Origin of the sequence: Pseudomonas sp. SIMBA_067 (assembly GCF_046534675.1) — a bacterium.
GTDB classification, from domain to species: Bacteria; Pseudomonadota; Gammaproteobacteria; order Pseudomonadales; family Pseudomonadaceae; genus Aquipseudomonas; species Aquipseudomonas putida.
The window spans coordinates 1-20,362 of sequence record NZ_JAWRYH010000017.1; the positions used below are offsets into that span (position 1 = coordinate 1).

The window sequence follows — 20,362 nt, forward strand, 5'->3', positions numbered from 1 at the left end:
CGCTGCAGGCCCCATCCTGGGGCCCAGCGCTTGACGGGCATCCATGCCCGTCACCTCCCTCCGCAAGCCCTGCGCTCCGCCTCCTGAAGTCGCAATCCGCGTCGCCTGAGCTATCGCGCGCTTAGAAGCAAGAGCAAGAGCAAGAGCAAGAGCAAGAGCCGGAGCCGGAGCCGGAGCCGGAGCCCTGGGCATTGTGGCAAGCCTGGGGCGAACCCTGCGCGCGCTGCGCGGTCTGCATGTGCTAAGCATATGCTTCATACCTTCGCAGGTGGGTTTTGCCCCCGCGCTTGTGTCATCATGCTCCGACCGCCGGTGAGTCCTCCTAAAGCCTTCTATGAACAAACCATACGCATTGCTGCTTGCCTTCGCCCTGCTCCAGGGCTGCCAGAGCCTGGCCCCGCAAAAGGCCGAGCCTCCCGTCGCCGAAGCCGGCAAGGGCGAGGCCCAGAAGCCCGTGGTGTATGGCTCGTTCAAGCAGGACACGCTGTATAGCCTGCTGGTCGCGGAGCTGGCCGGCCAGCGCAACCGCTTCGACATTGCCCTGGCCAACTACACCGACCAGGCAGCAAAAACCCAGGACCCCGCGGTTTCCGAACGCGCCTACCGCATCGCTGAATACCTCGGCGCCGACGAGCCGTCACTGGACAACGCACTGGTCTGGGCCCGCAACGACCCGCAGAACCTCGACGCCCAGCGCGCCGCCGCCATCCAGCTGGCCCGCGCCGGCCGCTATGACGACTCCATGGCCTACATGGAAAAGGTGCTACAGGGCCAGGGCGACACCCACTTCGACTTCCTCGCCCTGTCCGCCGCCGAAACCGACCAGAGCACCCGCGACGGCCTGCTGCAAAGCTTCGAGCGCCTGCTGGTGAAATACCCGGACAACGGCCAGCTGGTGTTCGGCAAGGCCCTGTTGCTGAACCAGGACGGCAAGGCCGAAGAGGCGCTGGAACTGCTCGAATCCCACCCGGCGCACAACGGCGAAATTGCCCCGATCTTGCTGCGCGCCCGCCTGTTGCAAGCCCTGGACCGCGGCTCCGAGGCACTGCCCCTGCTGCGCGGTGCAATTCGCGACAACCCGGATGACAAGCGCCTGCGCCTGACCTACGCCCGCACCCTGGTCGAGCAGGACCGCATCGCTGATGCCAAGGGCGAGTTCCTCAGCCTGGTCCAGCAATACCCGGACGATGACGAACTGCGCTATTCCCTGGCCCTGGTGTGCCTGGAGAACAAAGACTGGGATGAAGCCGAAGGCTACCTGCAGGAACTGGTCGAGCGTGACAGCAACGTCGACGCCGCGCACCTGAACCTGGGCCGCATCCGCGAGGAACGCCACGACCCCGCTGGCGCCCTGCGCGAATACGCCCTGGTCGGCCCTGGCCCCGACTACCTGCCGGCGCAGCTGCGCCAGGCAGACATCCTGATTGCCAACGGCCGCGGCACCGAGGCCTCGCGCCTGCTCGCCGAGGCCCGCGAAGCCCAGCCGGACTATGCCATCCAGCTGTTCCTGATCGAATCGGAAAGCTACAGCAACAACAACAAGGACGCCCAGGCCAGCCAGGTATTGCAACAAGCCATCCAGCGCTACCCCGACGACCTCAACCTGCTGTACACCCGCGCCATGCTGGCCGAAAAACGCGACGACATGGTGCAGCTGGAAAAAGACCTGCGCGCCATCATCGCCCGCGAACCGGAAAACGCCATGGCGTTGAACGCCCTGGGCTACACCCTGGCCGACCGCACCACGCGCTACGCCGAAGCCAAGGCGCTGATCGACAAGGCCCACCAGCTGACCCCGGACGACCCGGCGGTACTCGACAGCCTGGGCTGGGTCAACTACCGCCTGGGCAACCTCGACGAGGCTGAAACCTACCTGCGCCAAGCCTTTGCCAACTTCCCCGACCACGAAGTGGCCGCCCACCTGGGCGAAGTGCTGTGGGCCAACGGCAAGCGCCGCGAAGCCCGCCAGGTATGGGCCAAGGGCTTCGAAGCCCAGGCCGACAGCCCCATCCTGCGCAAGACCCTCCTGCGCCTGACCGGATCCGAGACCCTTTAACGCCATGTTTTTGCGCCATTGCATCACCTTCACCCTGATCGCCCTGCTGGCCGGCTGTGCCGGCTTCGGTAGCCGCGAAGCCCTGCAAGGTCACGGCGACCCACAACAGTGGCGGGCCCATAAAGAGCAGCTGAGCAGCCTTGATGGCTGGCAGATCAACGGCAAGGTCGGGATCCGCGCCCCGCGCGACTCCGGCAGCGGCACGCTGTTCTGGCTGCAGCGCCAGGACTATTACGACATTCGCCTGGCTGGGCCGCTCGGCCGTGGTGCCGCACGCCTGACCGGCCGACCCGGCGGCGTGGTGCTGGAAGTGGCCAACCAAGGCCGCTTCGAGGCCACCAGCCCGGAAGCCCTGCTGGAAGAGCAGCTTGGCTGGCAGTTGCCCGTGTCGCACCTGGTCTGGTGGGTCCGCGGCCTGCCCGCTCCCGACAGCAAGAGCAAGCTGACCCTGGACGGCGACAGCCGCCTGGCCAGCCTCGAGCAGGATGGCTGGCAGGTACAGTACCTGAGCTACACCGAGCAGAATGGCTACTGGTTGCCCGAGCGCCTGAAACTGCACGGCAAGGACCTGGACGTGACCCTGGTGGTCAAGGACTGGCAGCCACGCCAGCTGGGGCACTGATCACATGCAGAAAATCACCCTGCCCGCCCCGGCCAAGCTCAACCTGTGGCTGCATATCATCGGCCGTCGCGCGGATGGTTATCACGAGCTGGAAACCGTGTTCCAGTTTCTCGACCATGGCGACGAACTGAGTTTCGCCGTTCGTGACGATGGCGTGATCCGCCTGCACACCGAGATCGAGGCCGTGCCGCACGACAGCAACCTGATCGTGCGTGCCGCCCGCAAGTTGCAGGAACAGTCCGGCAGCCCACTGGGCGCCGACATCTGGCTGACCAAGGTGCTGCCCATGGGTGGCGGCATCGGCGGCGGCAGTTCGGACGCCGCTACCACCCTGCTGGCCCTCGCCCACCTGTGGCAACTGGACTGGGACGAAGACCGCCTGGCCGCATTGGGCCTGAGCCTGGGCGCCGACGTACCGGTATTCGTGCGCGGCCATGCGGCGTTCGCCCAGGGCGTGGGCGAGCAACTGACCCCGGTCGACCCGCACGAGCCTTGGTATGTCGTGCTGGTGCCGCAAGTGTCTGTCAGCACAGTAGAAATTTTTTCACATCCACAGTTGACACGTGATTCCCTCCCCCTTAATATGCGCCCCGTTCCCGAGGGAAACAGTCGAAATGACTGCCAACCGGTGGTAGAGCAGAGTTATCCAGAAGTTCGCAATGCGTTGAATTCACTGGGTAAATTCACTGAGGCTCGACTAACCGGCACTGGAAGTTGTGTGTTTGGGGCCTTCCCAAACAAAGCCGAAGCTGATAAAGTTCTGGCCCTTCTTTCAGCGACCCAAACAGGGTTTGTGGCGAAAGGAAGCAATATTTCGATGTTGCATCGCAAGCTGCAAAGTCTGGTCAAGAAGTCGAGCGCATAAGCGTTCGCAGCAACAGATACAGGGGCGTCGCCAAGCGGTAAGGCAGCAGGTTTTGATCCTGCCATGCGTTGGTTCGAATCCAGCCGCCCCTGCCATTTTCCTATACTCATCCAGGTATACCCTCAGCCTTCAGGTACTGCGCGTGTCCAAGATGATGGTCTTTACGGGGAACGCTAACCCCGATCTGGCTCGGCGTGTCGTACGTCAGCTGCATATCCCTCTCGGTGACGTCTCTGTCGGTAAATTCTCCGACGGCGAGATCAGCACTGAGATCAATGAAAATGTTCGCGGTAAAGACGTTTTCATTATTCAGCCGACTTGTGCCCCGACCAACGATAACCTGATGGAACTGGTAGTGATGGCCGACGCCTTCCGCCGCTCCTCAGCATCCCGAATCACCGCCGTGATTCCTTACTTCGGATATGCCCGCCAGGACCGCCGTCCGCGTTCGGCACGTGTAGCCATCAGCGCCAAAGTTGTCGCTGACATGCTCACTGTCGTAGGTATCGACCGTGTACTCACCGTCGACCTGCACGCTGACCAGATCCAAGGCTTCTTCGATATCCCCGTCGACAACATCTACGGCTCGCCCGTACTTGTCGATGACATCGAAGACCAGCGTTTCGAGAACCTGATGATCGTCTCCCCGGACATTGGTGGTGTCGTGCGCGCACGTGCCGTTGCCAAGTCCCTGGGCGTCGACCTGGGTATCATCGACAAACGCCGCGAGAAGGCTAACCACTCCGAGGTTATGCACATCATCGGCGACGTCGAAGGGCGCACCTGCATCCTGGTAGACGACATGGTCGACACCGCCGGCACCCTGTGCCACGCGGCCAAAGCCCTGAAAGAGCACGGCGCTGCCAAGGTTTACGCCTACTGCACGCACCCTGTTCTGTCGGGCCGCGCGATCGAGAACATCGAGAAGTCGGTACTGGACGAGCTGGTGGTGACCAACACCGTTCCGCTGTCCGCCGCTGCTCAAGCCTGTGACCGTATCCGCCAGCTGGATATCGCACCGGTTGTAGCTGAAGCGGTCCGCCGCATCAGCAACGAAGAATCGATCAGCGCGATGTTCCGCTAAGCGGAACGCGTGTTGATGTGAAGCGCCCCGCCCCAACATGTGTTGGGGCGGGGCTTTTTTGCCATCCCCGTTGGCGCTGGTCGCAAACGCCTTCGGGGGGCTATTTTGGAGAAACAAAATGACTGATTTTATTCTGAACGCCCAAGCGCGTACTGACCTGGGGAAAGGTGCGAGCCGCCGCCTGCGTCATGCGCTGAGCATCCCGGCCGTTGTCTACGGTGGTGATAAAGAAGCTCAATCCCTGACCATCGTGGCCAAGGAAATCACCAAGCTGTTCGAAAACGAAGCTGCTTTCAGCCACGTTATCGAACTGAATGTTGACGGCGTCAAGCAGAACGTCATCATCAAGGCCATGCAGCGCCACCCAGCCAAGCAGTTCATCATGCACGCCGACTTCGTTCGCGTTGTTGCTGGCCAGAAACTGACCGCTGTTGTTCCAGTGCACTTCATCAACGAAGAAGCACCGGTCAAGAAAGGCGGCGAGATCTCCCACGTTGTTGCCGAGATCGAAGTTTCCTGCGAAGCCAAAGACCTGCCTGAGTTCATCGAAGTTGACCTGGCCAACGCCGAAGTCGGCACCATCATCCACCTGTCGGACCTGAAAGCTCCGAAAGGCGTAGAGTTCGTAGCTCTGGCCCACGGTGATGACAAAGCTGTTGCCAACGTTCACGCTCCACGCGTTGCTCCAGAAGCAGAAGGCGCTGCCGAGTAATCCACTCGCACGCCGGCGTTGATCGGGTTACAGTGCCGCGCGCACTGTAACCCACCAACTCCAAGGAAGAGCCCCTGACGTGACCGCCATCCAGTTGATCGTTGGCCTGGGTAACCCCGGCCCCGAATACGAACAGACCCGGCATAACGCAGGGGCTCTTTTCGTTGAACGCATTGCCAGCGCCCAGCGTATTTCGCTTACCGCTGACAAAAAGTATTTCGGCCTGACGGCTAAATTCAGCCATCAGGGCAACGACGTTCGTTTGTTGATCCCCACCACCTACATGAACCGCAGCGGCCAGTCCGTAGCGGCCTTGGCCAATTTCTTCCGCATCAAGCCGGAAGCAATCCTGGTGGCACACGACGAACTCGACCTGCCTCCGGGCGTTGCCAAGCTCAAGCGCGGCGGCGGCCATGGTGGGCACAACGGCCTGCGCGACATCATCGCGCAGCTCGGCAACCAGAACGACTTCCACCGCCTGCGGCTTGGCATTGGCCACCCGGGCGACGCCAAACTGGTCTCCAACTTCGTCCTGGGCCGCGCGCCGCGCGCCGAGCAGGAGAAGCTCGACGCCAGCATCGATTTTGCCCTCGGCGTGCTGCCGGACGTGCTTGCCGGCGACTTTGCCAAGGCGATGCGCGAACTGCACAGCCAGAAGGCCTGATTTCCTTTAGAGAGGGGAATACCCATGGGTTTCAATTGCGGCATCGTCGGCCTGCCCAACGTCGGCAAGTCCACCCTGTTCAACGCCCTGACCAAGTCTGGCATCGCGGCGGAGAACTTCCCTTTCTGCACCATCGAGCCAAACAGCGGCATCGTGCCGATGCCCGACGCTCGTCTGGCTGCGCTGGCTGAAATCGTCAAGCCAAACCGCATCCTGCCGACCACCATGGAATTCGTCGACATCGCCGGCCTGGTTGCCGGTGCCTCGAAAGGCGAAGGCCTGGGTAACAAGTTCCTCGCCAACATCCGCGAGACCGACGCCATTGCCCACGTGGTGCGCTGCTTCGAAGACGAGAACGTGATTCACGTTTCCAACAGCGTCGGCCCCAAGCGTGACATCGAGATCATCGACCTCGAACTGATCTTCGCCGACCTCGATAGCTGCGAGAAGCAACTGCAGAAGGTTACCCGCAACGCCAAAGGCGGCGACAAGGAAGCCTTGGCGCAAAAGGCCATTCTGGAAAAGCTGATCCCGCACTTCACCGAAGGCAAGCCTGCGCGCAGCCTGATGAAGAACATGGCTGACGACGAAAAAGCCGTCATCCGTGGCTTCCACCTGCTGACCAGCAAGCCGGTGATGTACATCGCCAACGTCGCCGAAGACGGCTTCGACAACAACCCGCACCTGGACGTGGTCAAGGCCATCGCCGAGGAAGAAGGCGCGGTAGTGGTGCCGGTGTGCAACAAGATCGAAGCAGAAATCGCCGAGCTGGACGACGGTGAAGAGAAAGACATGTTCCTCGAGGCCCTGGGCCTGGAAGAGCCTGGCCTGAACCGCGTGATCCGCGCCGGTTACGAGCTGCTGAACCTGCAAACCTACTTCACTGCCGGCGTGCAGGAAGTGCGTGCCTGGACCGTTCGCATCGGTGCCACCGCACCGCAAGCGGCCGGGGTTATCCACACCGACTTCGAAAAAGGCTTCATCCGCGCTGAAGTGGTGGCCTATGACGACTTCATCCAGTTCAAGGGTGAAAGCGGTGCCAAGGAAGCCGGTAAATGGCGCCTGGAAGGCAAGGATTACATCGTCAAAGACGGCGACGTGATGCACTTCCGCTTCAACGTCTGATGGGTGCCGTGGAACTCCACGGTACTTGAAAGACTTCAAAACCCCCGTAATCGCCAAGCGATACGGGGGTTTTGTGTTTAAGGGCCATGCATTTGCAGCACCGGCCGAGAAAAAGCCGGGGCCAGGATGTTGCTTGGTCAGCGATGGGCCGCAAAGCGGCCCCCGATGTCAGCATCTAAGCTGTGATGGAGCACCCTCCTCCCCCAGAGCCTGCGCCATGCCCGAACCACCTCGCGTCGACTGGCAACGCTGGCTGCCCGGCCTGGTCACCCTGCTCCACTATCAACGCGCCTGGCTAGCCAAGGACATCGCCGCCGGCCTGGTGCTGACAACCATGCTGGTCCCCGTGGGCATCGCCTACGCCGAAGCGTCCGGCGTACCCGGTATCTACGGCCTGTACGCCACCATCATCCCGTTGCTGGCCTACGCCCTGTTCGGCCCTAGCCGCATCCTTGTGCTGGGCCCGGACTCGGCACTGGCCGCGCCGATCCTGGCGGTGGTGGTGCAGTACGCTGCGAGCGACCCGCAGCGGGCAATCGCCATCGCCAGCATGATGGCGCTGGTCGCCGGGGCGTTCTGTGTGATTGCCGGACTGCTGCGCCTGGGCTTCATCACCGAGTTGCTGTCCAAGCCGATCCGCTATGGCTACATGAACGGCATCGCCCTGACGGTGTTGATCAGCCAACTGCCCAAACTGTTCGGCCTGTCCGTGGACAGCCAAGGCCCACTGCGGGATATCTGGAACCTGATCCAGGCCTTGCTCGCCGGCCAGGGTCATTGGCCAAGCTTCATGGTCGGTGGCGCCAGTTTGGCGCTGATCCTGCTGCTCAAGCCATTCAAGCGCCTGCCAGGCATCCTCATTGCCGTGGTACTGGCCACGCTGGCGGTGAGCCTGCTGGGGCTCGACCAGCAAGGCGTGAAAGTGCTCGGCAAGTTGCCGCAAGGGCTGCCCAGCTTTGCCTTGCCCTGGGTCAGCGATATCGACCTGGTGGAGGTGCTGCTTGGCGGCATCGCGGTGGCGCTGGTGTCGTTCGCCGATACCAGTGTGCTGTCACGTTCCTATGCCGCACGCCTGAAAATGCCGGTCAACCCGAACCAGGAAATGTTTGGCCTGGGCGTAGCCAATCTCGCCTCAGGGCTGTTTCAGGGCATCCCCATCAGCAGCAGCTCGTCGCGCACACCGGTGGCCGAAGCTGCCGGTTCGCAAACCCAGCTCACCGGCATTATCGGTGCGCTGGCGGTCACCCTGTTGCTGCTGGTGGCGCCCAACCTGATGCAGCACCTGCCCAACAGCGCCCTGGCGGCTGTGGTGATTGCCGCAGCAGTGGGGCTGTTCGAGTTCGCCGACCTCAAACGTATATTCCGCATGCAGCAGTGGGAGTTCTGGCTGTCGTTCACCTGCTTCGTCGGCGTGGCGGTGTTTGGCGCCATTCCCGGTATCTGCATTGCGGTGGCAATAGCGGTGATCGAGTTTCTGTGGGACGGCTGGCGGCCACACCATGCAGTGCTGGGCCGGGTGGATGGCACCCGGGGGTACCACGATGTGCAGCGTTATCCACAGGCACGACGCATTCCGGGGCTGGTGTTGCTGCGTTGGGACGCGCCGCTGTTCTTTGCCAATGCCGAGCAGTTCCAGAGCACAGTGATGGCGGCTGTAGACGAGTCGCCGACGCCGGTGCAGCGGCTGCTAATCGCCGCGGAACCGGTGACCAGTATCGACATCACCTCGGCAGATATGCTGGCCGAGCTGGACCGTGCACTGGAGGCACGAGGGGTGGAATTGCAGTTTGCCGAGATGAAAGATCCGGTGAAGGACAAGATGCGGCGGTTCGGGTTGTTTCAGCATATGGGGGAAAAGGCCTTTCACCCCACGGTGGGTGCCGCTGTGGATGCCTATCTGGAAGAAAGTGGGGTTGATTGGCAGCCCTAGGTTCCCTGTGCTGGCTGCTTCGCGAACTCACCCGCGAAGCAGCGCACGCCGAGCACGAAGCCGGTCAATCCAGATCAACATGGCACTGGCATACACCGAGACCGCCAGAAACAAGGCCATGCGCACCGCAAAGGCCTTGTACACATCCTGCCCACCCGCACTGTCCTGCACCGACTGCCCAAGCAAGATCAGCAGGGTCGTCAGGCAACTGACCCAGTACGCCGGGCCCTGCCGACTCGGCACGGCTTGATACAGCCGCCGCGCCTGCCACAGGACGAACAGCAGCACCCAGAGGAAGAACATCCACAGGTGCACGAACAGGCTCAACGCGCCCCACATCAGTATCGCCAGCAGGCCGGCAAGCAAGGTCGAACCAATCAGCTCTCGGCTGGCATGCCGTGCGCGGGTTTCCCCGGCCTGCTGCCCCAGGCTTACCGCCTTCATGATCAGCGGCATGTACTGGTCCGGGGCAATCAACGCCAGCAGAAACGCAGGCATCACGATCAGCGTGGCGCGCAATGCCACCCAGCTGACATGCTCGGTGCCCGGCAGCGGTGGTACCGGTTGCGCCGATGCACCAGCAGGTTCGGGAAACAGCATATGCGCCAGCGCCGTGCCCAGCACTGCCAGCAGCATGCCTTTGGCCAGCGCTTCGACCACCGACAGCGCCAAGGTGAAGTCGCTGGTGCCGGCGGCGGCGATCATGGTCAGGCCGACCACCAGCAAGTTGGCCAGCAGGCCGTTGCCGCCCTCAAGGGCGTAGCGCAAGGTGAGGAAAACACCTACGCCCACCAGCAACACCCCGCTCAGCGGTGCGTGGCGCAACAGCGGAATCAGCAACAGCCCGCTGCCACAGGCGAGCAGTACCAGCACCGCCAGGGCCGGCGCCGCTCGCAGGGGCAGTGGGTGGCTGCGCATGGCCAGCAACAGCACAGCGAACACCGGTGCCAGGATCGGCACCGGCAAGCCAATGCCAAAACTCACCGCCAGGCACAGCGCCACACCCCAGGCCAGGCGCAGGGCGCGCAGGCGGCGCAACTCAATAGGCATAGGACAACCAGCTCATCAACCACATGAACAGCCGGCCCAGCAGGTTCAGCGGGTTACCTTCGCTGGGCAGCGCCATGACCTCCGCCTGCCCGCCTACCCGCAGCCCGCGCTTGTCCGGCAGCTGATCACGCTCCAGCTCGACAATTACCGGAAAGCGCTGGGCCGAACGCAGCCACTCGCGGCTGTTCTGCACGGTGGGCAATGTGCCCGGCGGGGTGCTCTGGCCCACGCTCACGCCGTAGCCGATGCTGCGGATACGCCCCTTCAGCACGGTGCCGGGCAGCGCATCAAGCACTACCAGCACCGGGGTGTCGGGGCGCAGGCGGCCGAGGTTGTTCTCGGTCATGTCGGCACTTATCCACACGTCATGGATTGTGATCAGGGTCATCATCGGGCTGCCAGCCCCGACATAGTGGCCAACGTCGGTACGCAAATCGGTGATCAGGCCGTTGGCGTCGGCGCGCACCACGGTACGGGCAAGGTCCAGGCGAGCCTTTTCCACGTTAGCTGCGGCACTGCGCAACTGGGCGTTGTCATCTTGCGCCCCGCCCTGCTGCTCACGGGCGCGCTCCACTTCGGCACGGGCCGCTGCCACTTGGCTGATGGCCTGGTCGCGGGTGGCCTGGGCGCCTTCCAGGCGGCGCACCGATACCGTGCCTGGGTCCTCATCGATCAGGCGCTTGAGCCGCTCGGCATCCTGCCGCGCCTTGCGCTCGTTGGCCTGGGCTGCCACCAGCGCCGCCTGCGCCGAATCGATGCCGGCGGTACTGGCGCCGATCTGCCGGCGCACCGTATCAAGGTCTGCTTCGGCGCGGGCTAAGGCAATGCGGTACTGCTGCTGGTCGAGTTCGAACAGCACATCGCCCTGGCGCACGTCCTGGTTGTTGCCTACTGCCACCCGCTTGATCTGCCCTGCCACCTCGGCGGCCACCGGCACCACGTAGGCCTGCAGGCGCGCCTGCTGGGTGTAAGGCGTGAAGCGGTCGGCCAGCAGGTACCAGAGCAGGCTCACGGCGATCAGCAGCAGTACCCAGCGCATGCCGCGATCAGGGGCTGGCGGGGGCGTGGCGTCGCTCATTGGCTTTCACCTTTTGCATGTGCGGTGGGGGCTGGCGGGTCGAGCAGGTCGCCCCAGTCGGTACGTTGTTGCATCTGCTGACGCGTGGCTGGGTCGATTGGTGCGCGGCTGGTGTCCCAGCCACCGCCCAAGGCCTTGTACAAGGTCACCAGGCTGCTTACGGCATTACCGCGGCTGACCAGGTAGCCGTCCTGTTGTTGCAATAGCAGTTGCTGGGCGTCGAGCACGCGCTGGAAGTCGGCGAAGCCTTCGCGGTACTGCGAGCTGGCCAGGTTCAGCGAGCGTTGCGCAGCCTGGGAGGCCTGGTCGCGAATGGTTGCACTCTGCAGCGAGCGCACCAGCCCGCTGGCGGCATCGTCGGCCTCACGGGCGGCTTCGCGCACGCTCAGGTGGTACAACTCGATCAGTTGCTGCAAGCGGGCATCTTCTACGCGCACAGCGTTCTTGCGCCGGCCATAGTCGAACGGGTTCCAGATCAGGCTGGGCCCGGCGGCGATGTCGAAGGTATTGGGCAGGTGGCTGGCCGAGACAAAGCTCCAGCCGATGCTGCCCAGCAGGCTCAGCTGTGGATAAAGATCCGCCTCGGCCACGCCGACCAACGCCGACTGCGCCGCCACTGCCTGCTCGGCGGCGCGGATATCCGGGCGACGCTGCAGCAGGCTGGCAGGTACGTCCTGCAGCACGGCGCGGTCTGGCAACGGCAGCTGGCCATGGCCGCCATCCAGCTGCGGCAGCGGCCCGGGTGGGCGGCCCAGCAACGTGCACAACACATTACGCAGGGCGTTGAGCTGGTTCTCGAATTCGGGGATGGTGGCCAGGGTTGCCAGATATTGAGTACGCGCTTGCTGCCAGTCGAGTTCGTCATTTTCGCCATGGCGGAACAACCGTTCGGTGATCTCCAGGCTGCGCGCCTGGCGCTTGCCGTTCTCTTGCGCGATATCCAGCCGCGCCTCGGCAGTACGCAGGGCAAAGTAGGTGTCGGCCACTTGGGCACGCAGCAGCAGCATGGCGTCGGCATAGTTGGCCTCAGAGGCGAAGTACAGAGCATCGGCGCTTTCGATGGCGCGACTGAAGCGGCCCCAGAAGTCGATTTCCCAGCCAATGTCGAAGCCGACACTGGATTGCCAGAACACCGAGTCGCGCGCAGTGGCAGTGCCGGACTGGTTCTGCTTCAGGTACAGGCTCTGCGCACTCAGCTGCTGCAGCTGTGGATAACGCCCGGTCTGCACGATGGCCAACTGGGCGCGGGCTTCAGCGATGCGCAGGCCAGCCAGGCGCAGGTTGGTGTTGTTGGCGTCGGCCTCGGCAATCAGCGCGTCCAGCATCGGGTCGGCAAACACCGCCCACCACTGGCGCAGGTCGGGTGTTGCGGCGCTATGCCCTGCCTGTTCCAGCAATGGCGTGCTCCAGCCGTCCAGCCACGGCGCCTGGGGCTTTTCGAAATCCGGGCCGACCTGGGTGCAGCCGGCCAGCACCATCAGCAGGCCCAGGCCACAGCGGCGGTTGGGCATGGCTCAGGCAGCAGGTGGTGCCGGTTGCTCCGGCACCTGCAGCGCAACCCATTGCCAGAACAACACGTAAGTTACGCCAAGGATCACCGGGCCGATGAACAAGCCGATGATGCCTTTGACCACCATGCCGCCCAGTGCCCCGATCAGCACCACCGGCATGGGTACGTCCACACCGCGCCCCAGCAGCAGCGGCTTGAGCACGTTGTCGGCCAGCCCGGCGACAAAAGTGTAGATGGCGAAGATGATGGTCGCCACAGTGAAGCCTTCGACGTTGAACACGTAGATGATCACCGGCACCGTGACCAGGGTAGCGGGTGCCTGGGCAATCCCCAGCATGAGGATGACGATGGCCAGCATGCCGGCCCCGGGCACCCCTTTGACCACAAAACCGACGCCGATCAGCAGCATCTGGATGAAGGCGATGCCGATCACGCCCTGCGCCACCGCGCGAATGGTCGCGGTGCACAGCCTGGCCAGTGGCTTGCCCCGCTCTTCGCCCGATACCCGCATGGCGATCCGCTGCGCCGCGACCTGGCCGCGGTCACCAAAGGCCATGATCACCCCGGAGACAATGATCGCGCCGATAAACAGCAGGAAGGCCGCACCAGCGCTGGCTGCCGCCCCCAACAGGGTGCGCCCGGCGCCCTTGAGCTGGGGCATCCACTGGTTCAGCACACTGGCCATGTTTTCGGAAGCCGCCAACCACAGCGCGTATACCTTTGGCCCGATCAATGGCCAAGCCTGCACGGACTCGGCAGGTGCAGGCACGCTCCAGGCACCGCTCTTGAGCAATGCCACCAGGCTGTCCACCGATTCGCCGATCGACATCACCACCAGGTATATCGGCACCAGCAGCACGAGCAGTACCAGCAGCACGACCAGCGTTGCCGCATACCCTTGCCTGAACCCGGTACGGCGCTGGAGGCGGCAATGCAACGGGTACAAGGTAACCGCCAGGATCACCCCCCACAGCATCAGCTCAAGGAACGGCTGGAACACCTGGAAGGCGAATATCACCAAGGCGGCCACCAGGCCAGCCTTGATCAACACATCGAGCAAGCCACGCGACAGCGCGCTGTCCAGCTTGATACCCGGTTGCATGCTGCACCTCCGAACATTCCGTTCGCCGTGTGTTTCGATTCAGGGGTCCGTTCCCGGGGTTGCCTGCGCGGGGGGGACGTCGCGCAGCCGCCGCGCCAAGGCCATCATCACCAACGGCACCACGGCCATCGACAGGGTGATGGCCAGTACCAGCAAGTCATGCACCTGGGGCGATAACACCTGGTGGTCCCGCGCCAGCTTGAACACCACGAAGGCAAACTCGCCACCGGAGGCCAGCACCACGCCCAGGCACAACGCCTGGGACGGGTTCAGGCCACCGGCCATGCGCCCGAGGCCATACAGCAACGGCAGCTTGATGCTCACCAGCAGTAGCGTCAGCCCCAACACCGCCAGCGGCATGCCCAACAGCAGGTGCAGGTCGGCGCTCATCCCCACGCCCACGAAGAACAGCCCCAGCAGCAAGCCCTTGATCGGTTCGATCTGGGTTTCCAGCTCGTGGCGAAACGGCGACTCGGCCATCAGCACGCCGGCCAGAAATGCCCCTAGCGCCATCGATACGCCCACGTGCTCCATCAACCAGGCAGTGCCCAGCACCACCAGCAAGGCCGTGGCGGTGGACAGCTCGGGCAGGCCCGAACCCACCGTCCACTTGAACACCGGGGTCAACAGATAGCGACCAAAGATAATCAGCAAACCAATGCCCACAGCCACAGCCAGCAGCGGCCAGGCCCCTTCGTCGGCGGTGCTGACATTGCCACCGAGCAGCGGCACCACGGCAATCAAGGGAATGGCGGCGATGTCCTGAAACAGCAGGATGGCCACAGCCAGGCGGCCGTGCGGTTTGCCCAGGTCCTTGCGCTCGGCCAGTACCTGCAAACCAAAGGCAGTGGAAGACAGCGCCAGGCCCACGCCCAGCACGATGGCGGCCGGCCTGGACTGGTCGAACAGCCAATAGGCCAGCAGCCCAAGCACCACGGCGGTCAGCCCCACTTGCAGGGTACCTACACCGAACAGCGCCCGGCGCATGGTCCACAACCGCCGGGGCGACAGCTCCAGACCAATGACGAACAACAGCATCACCACGCCCATCTCCGACAGACGCGCCACGTTGTCGGGGTTGTTCAGCAGGCCGAACACTGATGGACCGATAAGCATGCCTGCCAGCAGATACCCAGGCACAGCGCCCATCCGCAAACGCTGCGCCAGTGGCACCAGAAGCACCACGGCCAGCAGGAACACCACCGTCGCCTGCAACAGGCTGCCGTCATGTGGCATGAGCTCTTACCCTCGCAGCTCCCCGCAGGGAGGGGTTCAGAAGCGTTCTTCGACGACCTTGAACGGGTAGGCCACAGCCTTGTACTTGCCGATCTTGCCGCGCTTGGGCAGCTTCACCACCTGGTCACGGGTGATGTCCTTGTACGGAATCCGGCTGAGCAGATGGCTGATGATGTTCAGGCGGGCGCGGCGTTTATCGTTGGAATGGGCCATGAACCACGGCGCCCAGGCGGTATCCGACGCGGTGAACATGTCGTCACGCGCCTGGGTGTAGTCATCCCAGCGGGTATACGACTTGAGGTCCATGGGCGAAAGCTTCCACAGCTTGCGGCCATCGTTGATGCGATCCTGCAGGCGCAGGGTCTGCTCCTCGGCGCTGACCTCGAGCCAGTACTTGATGAGGATGATCCCCGACTCGACCATGACCTTTTCGAACACGGGCACACCGGTGAGGAACTTGTCGACGAGTTCGTCGGAGCAAAAGCCCATTACCCGCTCGACGCCCGCACGGTTGTACCAGCTGCGATCGAAGATCACCACCTCGCCCGCGGCGGGCAAATGCCCCAGGTAGCGCTGCAGGTACATCTGGGTTTTTTCCCGCTCGGTCGGTGCCGGCAGCGCCACCACGCGAAACACCCGCGGGCTGACGCGCTCTGTAATGGCCTTGATGGTGCCGCCCTTGCCGGCGCCATCGCGGCCTTCGAAGACGATGCATACCTTCAGCCCCTTGGCCACCACCCACTCCTGCAACTTCACCAGCTCCACATGCAGGTGCTTGAGCGCTTTCTCGTACGCCTTGCCGCCCAGTTTCTCTGGCTGTTCCTGGGTGGGTTTCTTCCTGGACGGCTTCGACATGACACTCTCCTGAAGGCGAATGAAGAGTCAGTATGGTCGATTCATGACGGTTTGCCGCTTCGCTTGCAGATTGGTGAGGGGCTGCCTTGCAGCCCCCACGAGGCGCTATTTGGCCAACTTGTTATAACTGGTCATCAGGTTGCGATAGTCCGGGATATGGTTGGAGAACAGCGTCCCCAACCCTTCGATGTCATTGCGCCAGTCGCGGTGCAGCTCGCAGGCCACGCCAAACCAGGTCATCAACTGCGCCCCGGCCGCCTCCATGCGCCGCCAGGCCGAATCACGGGTCAGTTCGTTGAAGGTGCCGGAGGCGTCGGTGACGACGAACACCTCAAAGCCTTCCTCCAGCGCCGACAAGGCCGGGAAGGCCACGCACACCTCGGTGACCACACCAGCGATCAGCAGCTGCTTCTTGCCAGTGGCTTTTACCGCTTTGACGAAATCTTCGTTGTCCCAGGCGTTGATGTTGCCGGGGCGTGCGATGTAGGGGGCGTCAGGGAACTGCTCTTTCAGCTCCGGCACCAGCGGGCCGTTGGGGCCGGTCTCGAAGCTGGTGGTGAGGATGGTTGGCAGCTTGAAATACTTGGCCAGGTCGGACAGGGCCAGCACGTTGTTCTTGAAGCGGTCGGGGTCGATGTCCCTTACCAGCGATAGCAGACCGGTCTGGTGATCGACCAGCAGCACGGCGACGTTGTTCTTGTCCAGACGCTTGTATTGGAAGGCCACGGTGAACTCCTTGCTTCAGCGGGTTGGGAGTATCAGCGTAGGCAAGGATCAAGGGTGGGACAGACCGTCAGTCGGTTCGCTTGTTGCTGCGTGTACCGGCCTCATCGCCGGCAAGCCAGCTCCCACAAGGTACTGTGTCTTGCTTGGGCACCGCGCAAGCCCGCTCTCATAGAGTGCAGGCCGTATAGCATCTGCACCCTGACATCACTTCACAAATTCCTGAACTGATTATTTGCCTCCAGCGATTTGTTCCCTCGCCAACCATCACCAGAATCGCTTCACCATAATCACAAAAACCGTGAGGCCACTCCCGTGGACCAGACCCTTCAGGTGCGCCAAGCCGCCGCCGACCTCGTTGCCGCGTTCGCCAGCAACGACACCGCCCGCTATTTCGCCTGCTTCAGCGAAGACGCCACGTTCCTTTTCCACACCTTGCCGCAACCGCTGCTGTCGCGCCGTGCCTACGAAGACCTCTGGGCGCAGTGGCAGGCCGAAGGTTTTGCCGTGCTCGCCTGCGAGTCGGGCAATGCCCACGTGAGCCTGCAAGGTGACGTAGCGATCTTCATGCACGATGTGGCCACGCATATCCGCATCGCCGGCGAAGAACACCAGTTGAGCGAACGCGAGACCATCGTCTTCCGCCGCCAGGGTGACCAGTGGCTGGCCTGCCATGAGCACCTGTCGGTCGTCTCGCCGGCCTGATCACCTTTTTACGCGGCCCTGCCGCCCTGCCATCGCACCCACAAGAAGGCCCGCGCACGCGCAGGCCCACAACAACCGCGCTGGAGCATCACCATGAGCCACTCGACCGGTATCGAGACCAACGGCGTCGAACAGATCCCCGACGATCAACGCGACGCCTCCCCGCTGGACCTGTTCCGCCTGATTTTCGGCGGGGCCAATACCTTCGCCACCGCCGTGCTGGGCAGCTTCCCCGTGCTGTTCGGGCTGTCGTTCCAGGCGGGCGTGTGGGCCATTCTGCTCGGCGTTGGCGTGGGCGCGCTGATTCTTGCGCCAATGGGGTTGTTTGGTGCGCTTAACGGCACCAACAACGCCGTGTCGTCGGGCGCACACTTTGGCGTGCACGGGCGTATCGTCGGCTCGTTCCTGTCGCTGCTCACGGCGGTGGCGTTCTTCTCGCTGTCGGTGTGGAGCTCGGGCGATGCCCTGGTCGGCGGCGCCAAGCGCCTGGCCGGCCTGCCGGAAACCGACCTCACCCTGGGCCTGGCCTACGGCCTGTTCGCGGTGCTGGTACTGGTGGTGTGCATCTTCGGCTTCCGCTTCATGCTGTGGGTCAACAAGATTGCCGTGTGGGCTTCAAGCCTGCTGTTCCTGCTGGGCATCGTTGCCTTTGCCGGGCCGTTCGACGCCAGCTACGCAGGTAGCGTCAACCACGGCCAGGCGGGCTTCTGGGCGGCGTTCGTCGGCGCAGCGATCCTGGCCATGAGCAACCCGGTGTCGTTCGGCGCCTTCCTGGGCGACTGGTCGCGCTATATCCCGCGTGCAACACCCAAGACGCGCATCATGCTGGCGGTAATTGCCGCCCAGGGCGCAACGCTGATTCCGTTCCTGTTCGGCCTGTGCACCGCCACCTTGGTAGCGACCCAGGCACCGGACTACATCGCCGCCAACAACTATGTGGGTGGCCTGCTGGCGGTGGCGCCAAGCTGGTTCTTCCTGCCGGTGTGCCTGATTGCGGTGATCGGCGGCATGTCCACCGGCACCACTGCGCTGTATGGCACCGGCCTGGACATGTCCAGCGTGTTCCCGCGCCTGCTCAGCCGCGCCGGCGCCACGCTGCTGATCGGTGTGCTGGCGATCGGCTTCATCTTCGTCGGCCGTTTCACCTTCAACCTGGTGCAGAGCGTGTCGACCTTTGCGGTACTCATCATCACCTGCACCAGCCCGTGGATGGTGATCATGATCCTCGGCCTGATCACTCGCCGCGGCTTCTACCACGCCGATGACCTGCAGGTATTCACCCGCGGCCAGCGTGGCGGCCATTACTGGTTCCTGCATGGCTGGAACTGGCGCGGCATGGGGGCGTGGCTGCCCAGCGCGGCGGTCGGCCTGTGTTTCGTCAATCTGCCGGGGCAGTTCGTCGGCCCGCTGGGCGACCTGGCTGGCGGCATCGACCTGAGCCTGCCGGTCACCCTGGGGCTGGCTGGCGTGCTGTACCTGCTGCTGCTCAACCTGTTCCCTGAACCTGCTGGCGTGTATGGCCCCCGGGGCCCGCGTTGGGTGCGTTGCAAAAGCACCGCGCACACGCCTGTGACCACTGCCGAAATGGCCTGACTGGAAACCGACCATGACCAATTCCCACTACATCGCCGGCCGCTGGGTCGAAGGGCAAGGCAGCGACTGCATCAGCGTCAACGACCCTGCGCTGGGGCAACCGTTCGCCGAGTTCATGGCTGCCAGCGTGGCCCAGGTCGACCAGGCCGTAACCGCTGCCCGCAGCGCCCTGCCCGCCTGGAAAACTACCAGCGCCAGCGAACGCGCGGCCTACCTGCGCGGCTTTGCCGAACAGCTCGGGCAACGCCGCGAAGCGTTGATCACCTTGCAAATGCGCAACAACGGCAAGCCGCGCCACGAAGCCGAGATCGACCTGGACGACGCCATCGCCACCTTCGGCTACTACGCCGAGCTGGCCGAGCAACTGCCTGCGAAGAATCGCGACGTGCCACTGGCCGCCCCAGGCTTCACCGCGCGCACTCGCCTTGAGCCGGTGGGTGTAGTCGGCCTGATCGTGCCATGGAACTTCCCGCTGGTGACCAGCGCCTGGAAGCTAGCCCCGGCGCTGGCTGCCGGCTGCACCGTGGTGCTCAAGCCATCGGAAGTCACCCCGCTGATCGAACAGGCCTACGGCCACATCGCCGACGCCCTGGGCCTGCCGGCCGGGGTGCTGAACATCGTCAACGGCAAGGCCGAGACCGGCGCCGCGCTGAGCAATCACAATGGCCTGGACAAACTGTCGTTCACCGGCAGCAACAGCGTCGGCAGCCAGGTAATGCGCAGCGCGTCGGCACAGTGCCGGCCGGTGACGCTGGAGCTGGGCGGCAAGTCGGCCATCGTGGTGTTTGACGATTGCGATGTCGATCAGGCGGTCGAGTGGATTGTCGCTGGTATCAGCTGGAACGCGGGGCAGATGTGTTCGGCCACCTCGCGGCTGCTGGTGCAGGACGGTATTGCCGATGCGCTGCTGCCACGCTTGCAGGCGGCACTGGAAAACCTGCGGGTTGGCAACCCGTTGACCGAAGAGGTCGACATGGGCCCGCTGACCAGCCAGGCCCAGTGGCTGAAGGTGGCCAGCTACTTTGCCACGGCGCGGGAAGAAGGCTTGCAGTGCCTGGCCGGTGGCAAGGCGTTGGACCGCGACGGCTGGTTCGTCAGCCCTACGCTGTATACCGATGTGCCGAAACACAGCCGCTTGTGGACCGAGGAAATCTTTGGCCCGGTGCTGTGCGCACGCCGGTTTGCCAGTGAAGAGCAGGCGATTGCCGAGGCCAACGACAGCCGCTTCGGGCTGGTGGCGACGGTTTGCTCTGCCGACCTGGCGCGCGCCGAGCGCGTGGCCGATGCGCTGGAGGTTGGCCATGTGTGGATCAACTCGGTGCAGGCGGTGTTCGTCGAAACCTCGTGGGGCGGTACCAAGGGTAGTGGCATCGGCCGCGAGCTGGGGCCTTGGGGCTTGTCCGCCTACCAATCGGTCAAGCATGTGACCCGGTGTCTGGGCTGAATTATCAG

The 20,362-nt window shown here is 63.6% G+C and carries 18 protein-coding genes and 1 tRNA gene; 12 read left to right on the forward strand and 7 right to left on the reverse strand.

Annotated elements, in window-relative coordinates; all coding sequences use genetic code 11:
• The first annotated feature begins 334 nt into the window (after window positions 1–334).
• The 9 genes from SB765_RS25995 to SB765_RS26035 all read left to right on the forward strand — a co-directional run bounded on the left by SB765_RS25995 (window position 335) and on the right by SB765_RS26035 (window position 9,058).
• Window positions 335–2,056, forward strand: coding sequence for a tetratricopeptide repeat protein (locus SB765_RS25995; RefSeq protein WP_410910749.1), 1,722 nt, complete (start codon window positions 335–337; stop codon window positions 2,054–2,056).
• 4 nt (window positions 2,057–2,060) lie between these two features.
• The gene (gene lolB / locus SB765_RS26000) at window positions 2,061–2,678 is read left to right on the forward strand and encodes a lipoprotein insertase outer membrane protein LolB (RefSeq protein WP_176512172.1); all 618 of its coding nucleotides are present in this window, start codon (window positions 2,061–2,063) and stop codon (window positions 2,676–2,678) included.
• A 4-nt stretch (window positions 2,679–2,682) separates the two neighbouring features.
• On the forward strand, window positions 2,683–3,543 hold the full coding sequence (ispE, locus tag SB765_RS26005; RefSeq protein WP_016501509.1) for a 4-(cytidine 5'-diphospho)-2-C-methyl-D-erythritol kinase: 861 nt from the start codon (window positions 2,683–2,685) through the stop codon (window positions 3,541–3,543).
• A 20-nt stretch (window positions 3,544–3,563) separates the two neighbouring features.
• Window positions 3,564–3,638, forward strand: a tRNA-Gln gene (locus SB765_RS26010).
• A gap of 47 nt (window positions 3,639–3,685) precedes the next feature.
• On the forward strand, window positions 3,686–4,627 hold the full coding sequence (locus tag SB765_RS26015; RefSeq protein ID WP_003247410.1) for a ribose-phosphate pyrophosphokinase: 942 nt from the start codon (window positions 3,686–3,688) through the stop codon (window positions 4,625–4,627).
• 118 nt (window positions 4,628–4,745) lie between these two features.
• Window positions 4,746–5,339 (forward strand): 50S ribosomal protein L25/general stress protein Ctc, encoded by a 594-nt coding sequence (locus SB765_RS26020; RefSeq protein WP_041167868.1) that lies wholly within the window; start codon window positions 4,746–4,748, stop codon window positions 5,337–5,339.
• A 79-nt stretch (window positions 5,340–5,418) separates the two neighbouring features.
• Window positions 5,419–6,003: an aminoacyl-tRNA hydrolase gene (pth, locus tag SB765_RS26025; RefSeq protein WP_016501511.1), complete on the forward strand. Its 585-nt coding sequence runs from the start codon at window positions 5,419–5,421 to the stop codon at window positions 6,001–6,003.
• A gap of 24 nt (window positions 6,004–6,027) precedes the next feature.
• The gene (gene ychF / locus SB765_RS26030) at window positions 6,028–7,128 is read left to right on the forward strand and encodes a redox-regulated ATPase YchF (protein WP_410932149.1); all 1,101 of its coding nucleotides are present in this window, start codon (window positions 6,028–6,030) and stop codon (window positions 7,126–7,128) included.
• Window positions 7,129–7,345: 217 nt separating this feature from the next.
• Window positions 7,346–9,058, forward strand: a complete 1,713-nt coding sequence (locus tag SB765_RS26035; RefSeq protein ID WP_341797548.1) for a SulP family inorganic anion transporter — start codon at window positions 7,346–7,348, stop codon at window positions 9,056–9,058.
• A 27-nt stretch (window positions 9,059–9,085) separates the two neighbouring features.
• Here SB765_RS26035 and SB765_RS26040 read toward each other — a convergent pair whose 3' ends face one another.
• The 7 genes from SB765_RS26040 to ycaC all read right to left on the reverse strand — a co-directional run bounded on the left by SB765_RS26040 (window position 9,086) and on the right by ycaC (window position 16,615).
• Window positions 9,086–10,108 (reverse strand): DUF2955 domain-containing protein, encoded by a 1,023-nt coding sequence (locus SB765_RS26040; protein ID WP_410910748.1) that lies wholly within the window; start codon window positions 10,106–10,108, stop codon window positions 9,086–9,088.
• Window positions 10,098–11,186: an HlyD family secretion protein gene (locus SB765_RS26045; RefSeq protein ID WP_410932150.1), complete on the reverse strand. Its 1,089-nt coding sequence runs from the start codon at window positions 11,184–11,186 to the stop codon at window positions 10,098–10,100. The genes SB765_RS26040 and SB765_RS26045 overlap by 11 nt, the downstream gene beginning before the upstream one ends.
• Entirely contained in the window at window positions 11,183–12,697 is a 1,515-nt protein-coding gene (locus SB765_RS26050; RefSeq protein WP_410932151.1) for an efflux transporter outer membrane subunit, read from the reverse strand. The genes SB765_RS26045 and SB765_RS26050 overlap by 4 nt, the downstream gene beginning before the upstream one ends.
• Before the next feature lie 3 nt (window positions 12,698–12,700).
• Window positions 12,701–13,798, reverse strand: coding sequence for an AI-2E family transporter (locus SB765_RS26055; RefSeq protein WP_341797544.1), 1,098 nt, complete (start codon window positions 13,796–13,798; stop codon window positions 12,701–12,703).
• Window positions 13,799–13,837: 39 nt separating this feature from the next.
• Window positions 13,838–15,034, reverse strand: coding sequence for a monovalent cation:proton antiporter-2 (CPA2) family protein (locus SB765_RS26060; protein WP_410932152.1), 1,197 nt, complete (start codon window positions 15,032–15,034; stop codon window positions 13,838–13,840).
• A 36-nt stretch (window positions 15,035–15,070) separates the two neighbouring features.
• Entirely contained in the window at window positions 15,071–15,889 is an 819-nt protein-coding gene (gene ppk2 / locus SB765_RS26065; protein WP_341797542.1) for a polyphosphate kinase 2, read from the reverse strand.
• Window positions 15,890–15,994: 105 nt separating this feature from the next.
• Window positions 15,995–16,615: an isochorismate family cysteine hydrolase YcaC gene (ycaC, locus tag SB765_RS26070; RefSeq protein ID WP_016501520.1), complete on the reverse strand. Its 621-nt coding sequence runs from the start codon at window positions 16,613–16,615 to the stop codon at window positions 15,995–15,997.
• 312 nt (window positions 16,616–16,927) lie between these two features.
• Here ycaC and SB765_RS26075 point away from each other — a divergent pair, with 312 nt between their 5' ends.
• The 3 genes from SB765_RS26075 (at window position 16,928) to SB765_RS26085 (ending at window position 20,354) form a co-directional block, all read left to right on the forward strand.
• On the forward strand, window positions 16,928–17,317 hold the full coding sequence (locus SB765_RS26075) for a YybH family protein (RefSeq protein WP_341797540.1): 390 nt from the start codon (window positions 16,928–16,930) through the stop codon (window positions 17,315–17,317).
• A 93-nt stretch (window positions 17,318–17,410) separates the two neighbouring features.
• Window positions 17,411–18,910, forward strand: a complete 1,500-nt coding sequence (locus SB765_RS26080) for a purine-cytosine permease family protein (RefSeq protein ID WP_341797539.1) — start codon at window positions 17,411–17,413, stop codon at window positions 18,908–18,910.
• 13 nt (window positions 18,911–18,923) lie between these two features.
• Window positions 18,924–20,354 (forward strand): aldehyde dehydrogenase family protein, encoded by a 1,431-nt coding sequence (locus SB765_RS26085; protein ID WP_410910743.1) that lies wholly within the window; start codon window positions 18,924–18,926, stop codon window positions 20,352–20,354.
• Window positions 20,355–20,362 lie beyond the last annotated feature (8 nt).

Excerpts from the sequence above, each read along its gene's own strand:
- SB765_RS25995 (WP_410910749.1), top strand. The coding sequence starts at position 335 with ATGAACAAACCATACGCATTGCTGCTTGCCTTCGCCCTGCTCCAGGGC.
- lolB (WP_176512172.1), top strand. The coding sequence starts at position 2,061 with ATGTTTTTGCGCCATTGCATCACCTTCACCCTGATCGCCCTGCTGGCC.
- ispE (WP_016501509.1), top strand. The coding sequence starts at position 2,683 with ATGCAGAAAATCACCCTGCCCGCCCCGGCCAAGCTCAACCTGTGGCTG.
- SB765_RS26020 (WP_041167868.1), top strand. The coding sequence starts at position 4,746 with ATGACTGATTTTATTCTGAACGCCCAAGCGCGTACTGACCTGGGGAAA.
- ychF (WP_410932149.1), top strand. The coding sequence starts at position 6,028 with ATGGGTTTCAATTGCGGCATCGTCGGCCTGCCCAACGTCGGCAAGTCC.
- SB765_RS26035 (WP_341797548.1), top strand. The coding sequence starts at position 7,346 with ATGCCCGAACCACCTCGCGTCGACTGGCAACGCTGGCTGCCCGGCCTG.
- SB765_RS26040 (WP_410910748.1), bottom strand. The coding sequence starts at position 10,108 with ATGCCTATTGAGTTGCGCCGCCTGCGCGCCCTGCGCCTGGCCTGGGGT.
- SB765_RS26045 (WP_410932150.1), bottom strand. The coding sequence starts at position 11,186 with ATGAGCGACGCCACGCCCCCGCCAGCCCCTGATCGCGGCATGCGCTGG.
- SB765_RS26050 (WP_410932151.1), bottom strand. The coding sequence starts at position 12,697 with ATGCCCAACCGCCGCTGTGGCCTGGGCCTGCTGATGGTGCTGGCCGGC.
- SB765_RS26055 (WP_341797544.1), bottom strand. The coding sequence starts at position 13,798 with ATGCAACCGGGTATCAAGCTGGACAGCGCGCTGTCGCGTGGCTTGCTC.
- SB765_RS26060 (WP_410932152.1), bottom strand. The coding sequence starts at position 15,034 with ATGCCACATGACGGCAGCCTGTTGCAGGCGACGGTGGTGTTCCTGCTG.
- ppk2 (WP_341797542.1), bottom strand. The coding sequence starts at position 15,889 with ATGTCGAAGCCGTCCAGGAAGAAACCCACCCAGGAACAGCCAGAGAAA.
- SB765_RS26080 (WP_341797539.1), top strand. The coding sequence starts at position 17,411 with ATGAGCCACTCGACCGGTATCGAGACCAACGGCGTCGAACAGATCCCC.
- SB765_RS26085 (WP_410910743.1), top strand. The coding sequence starts at position 18,924 with ATGACCAATTCCCACTACATCGCCGGCCGCTGGGTCGAAGGGCAAGGC.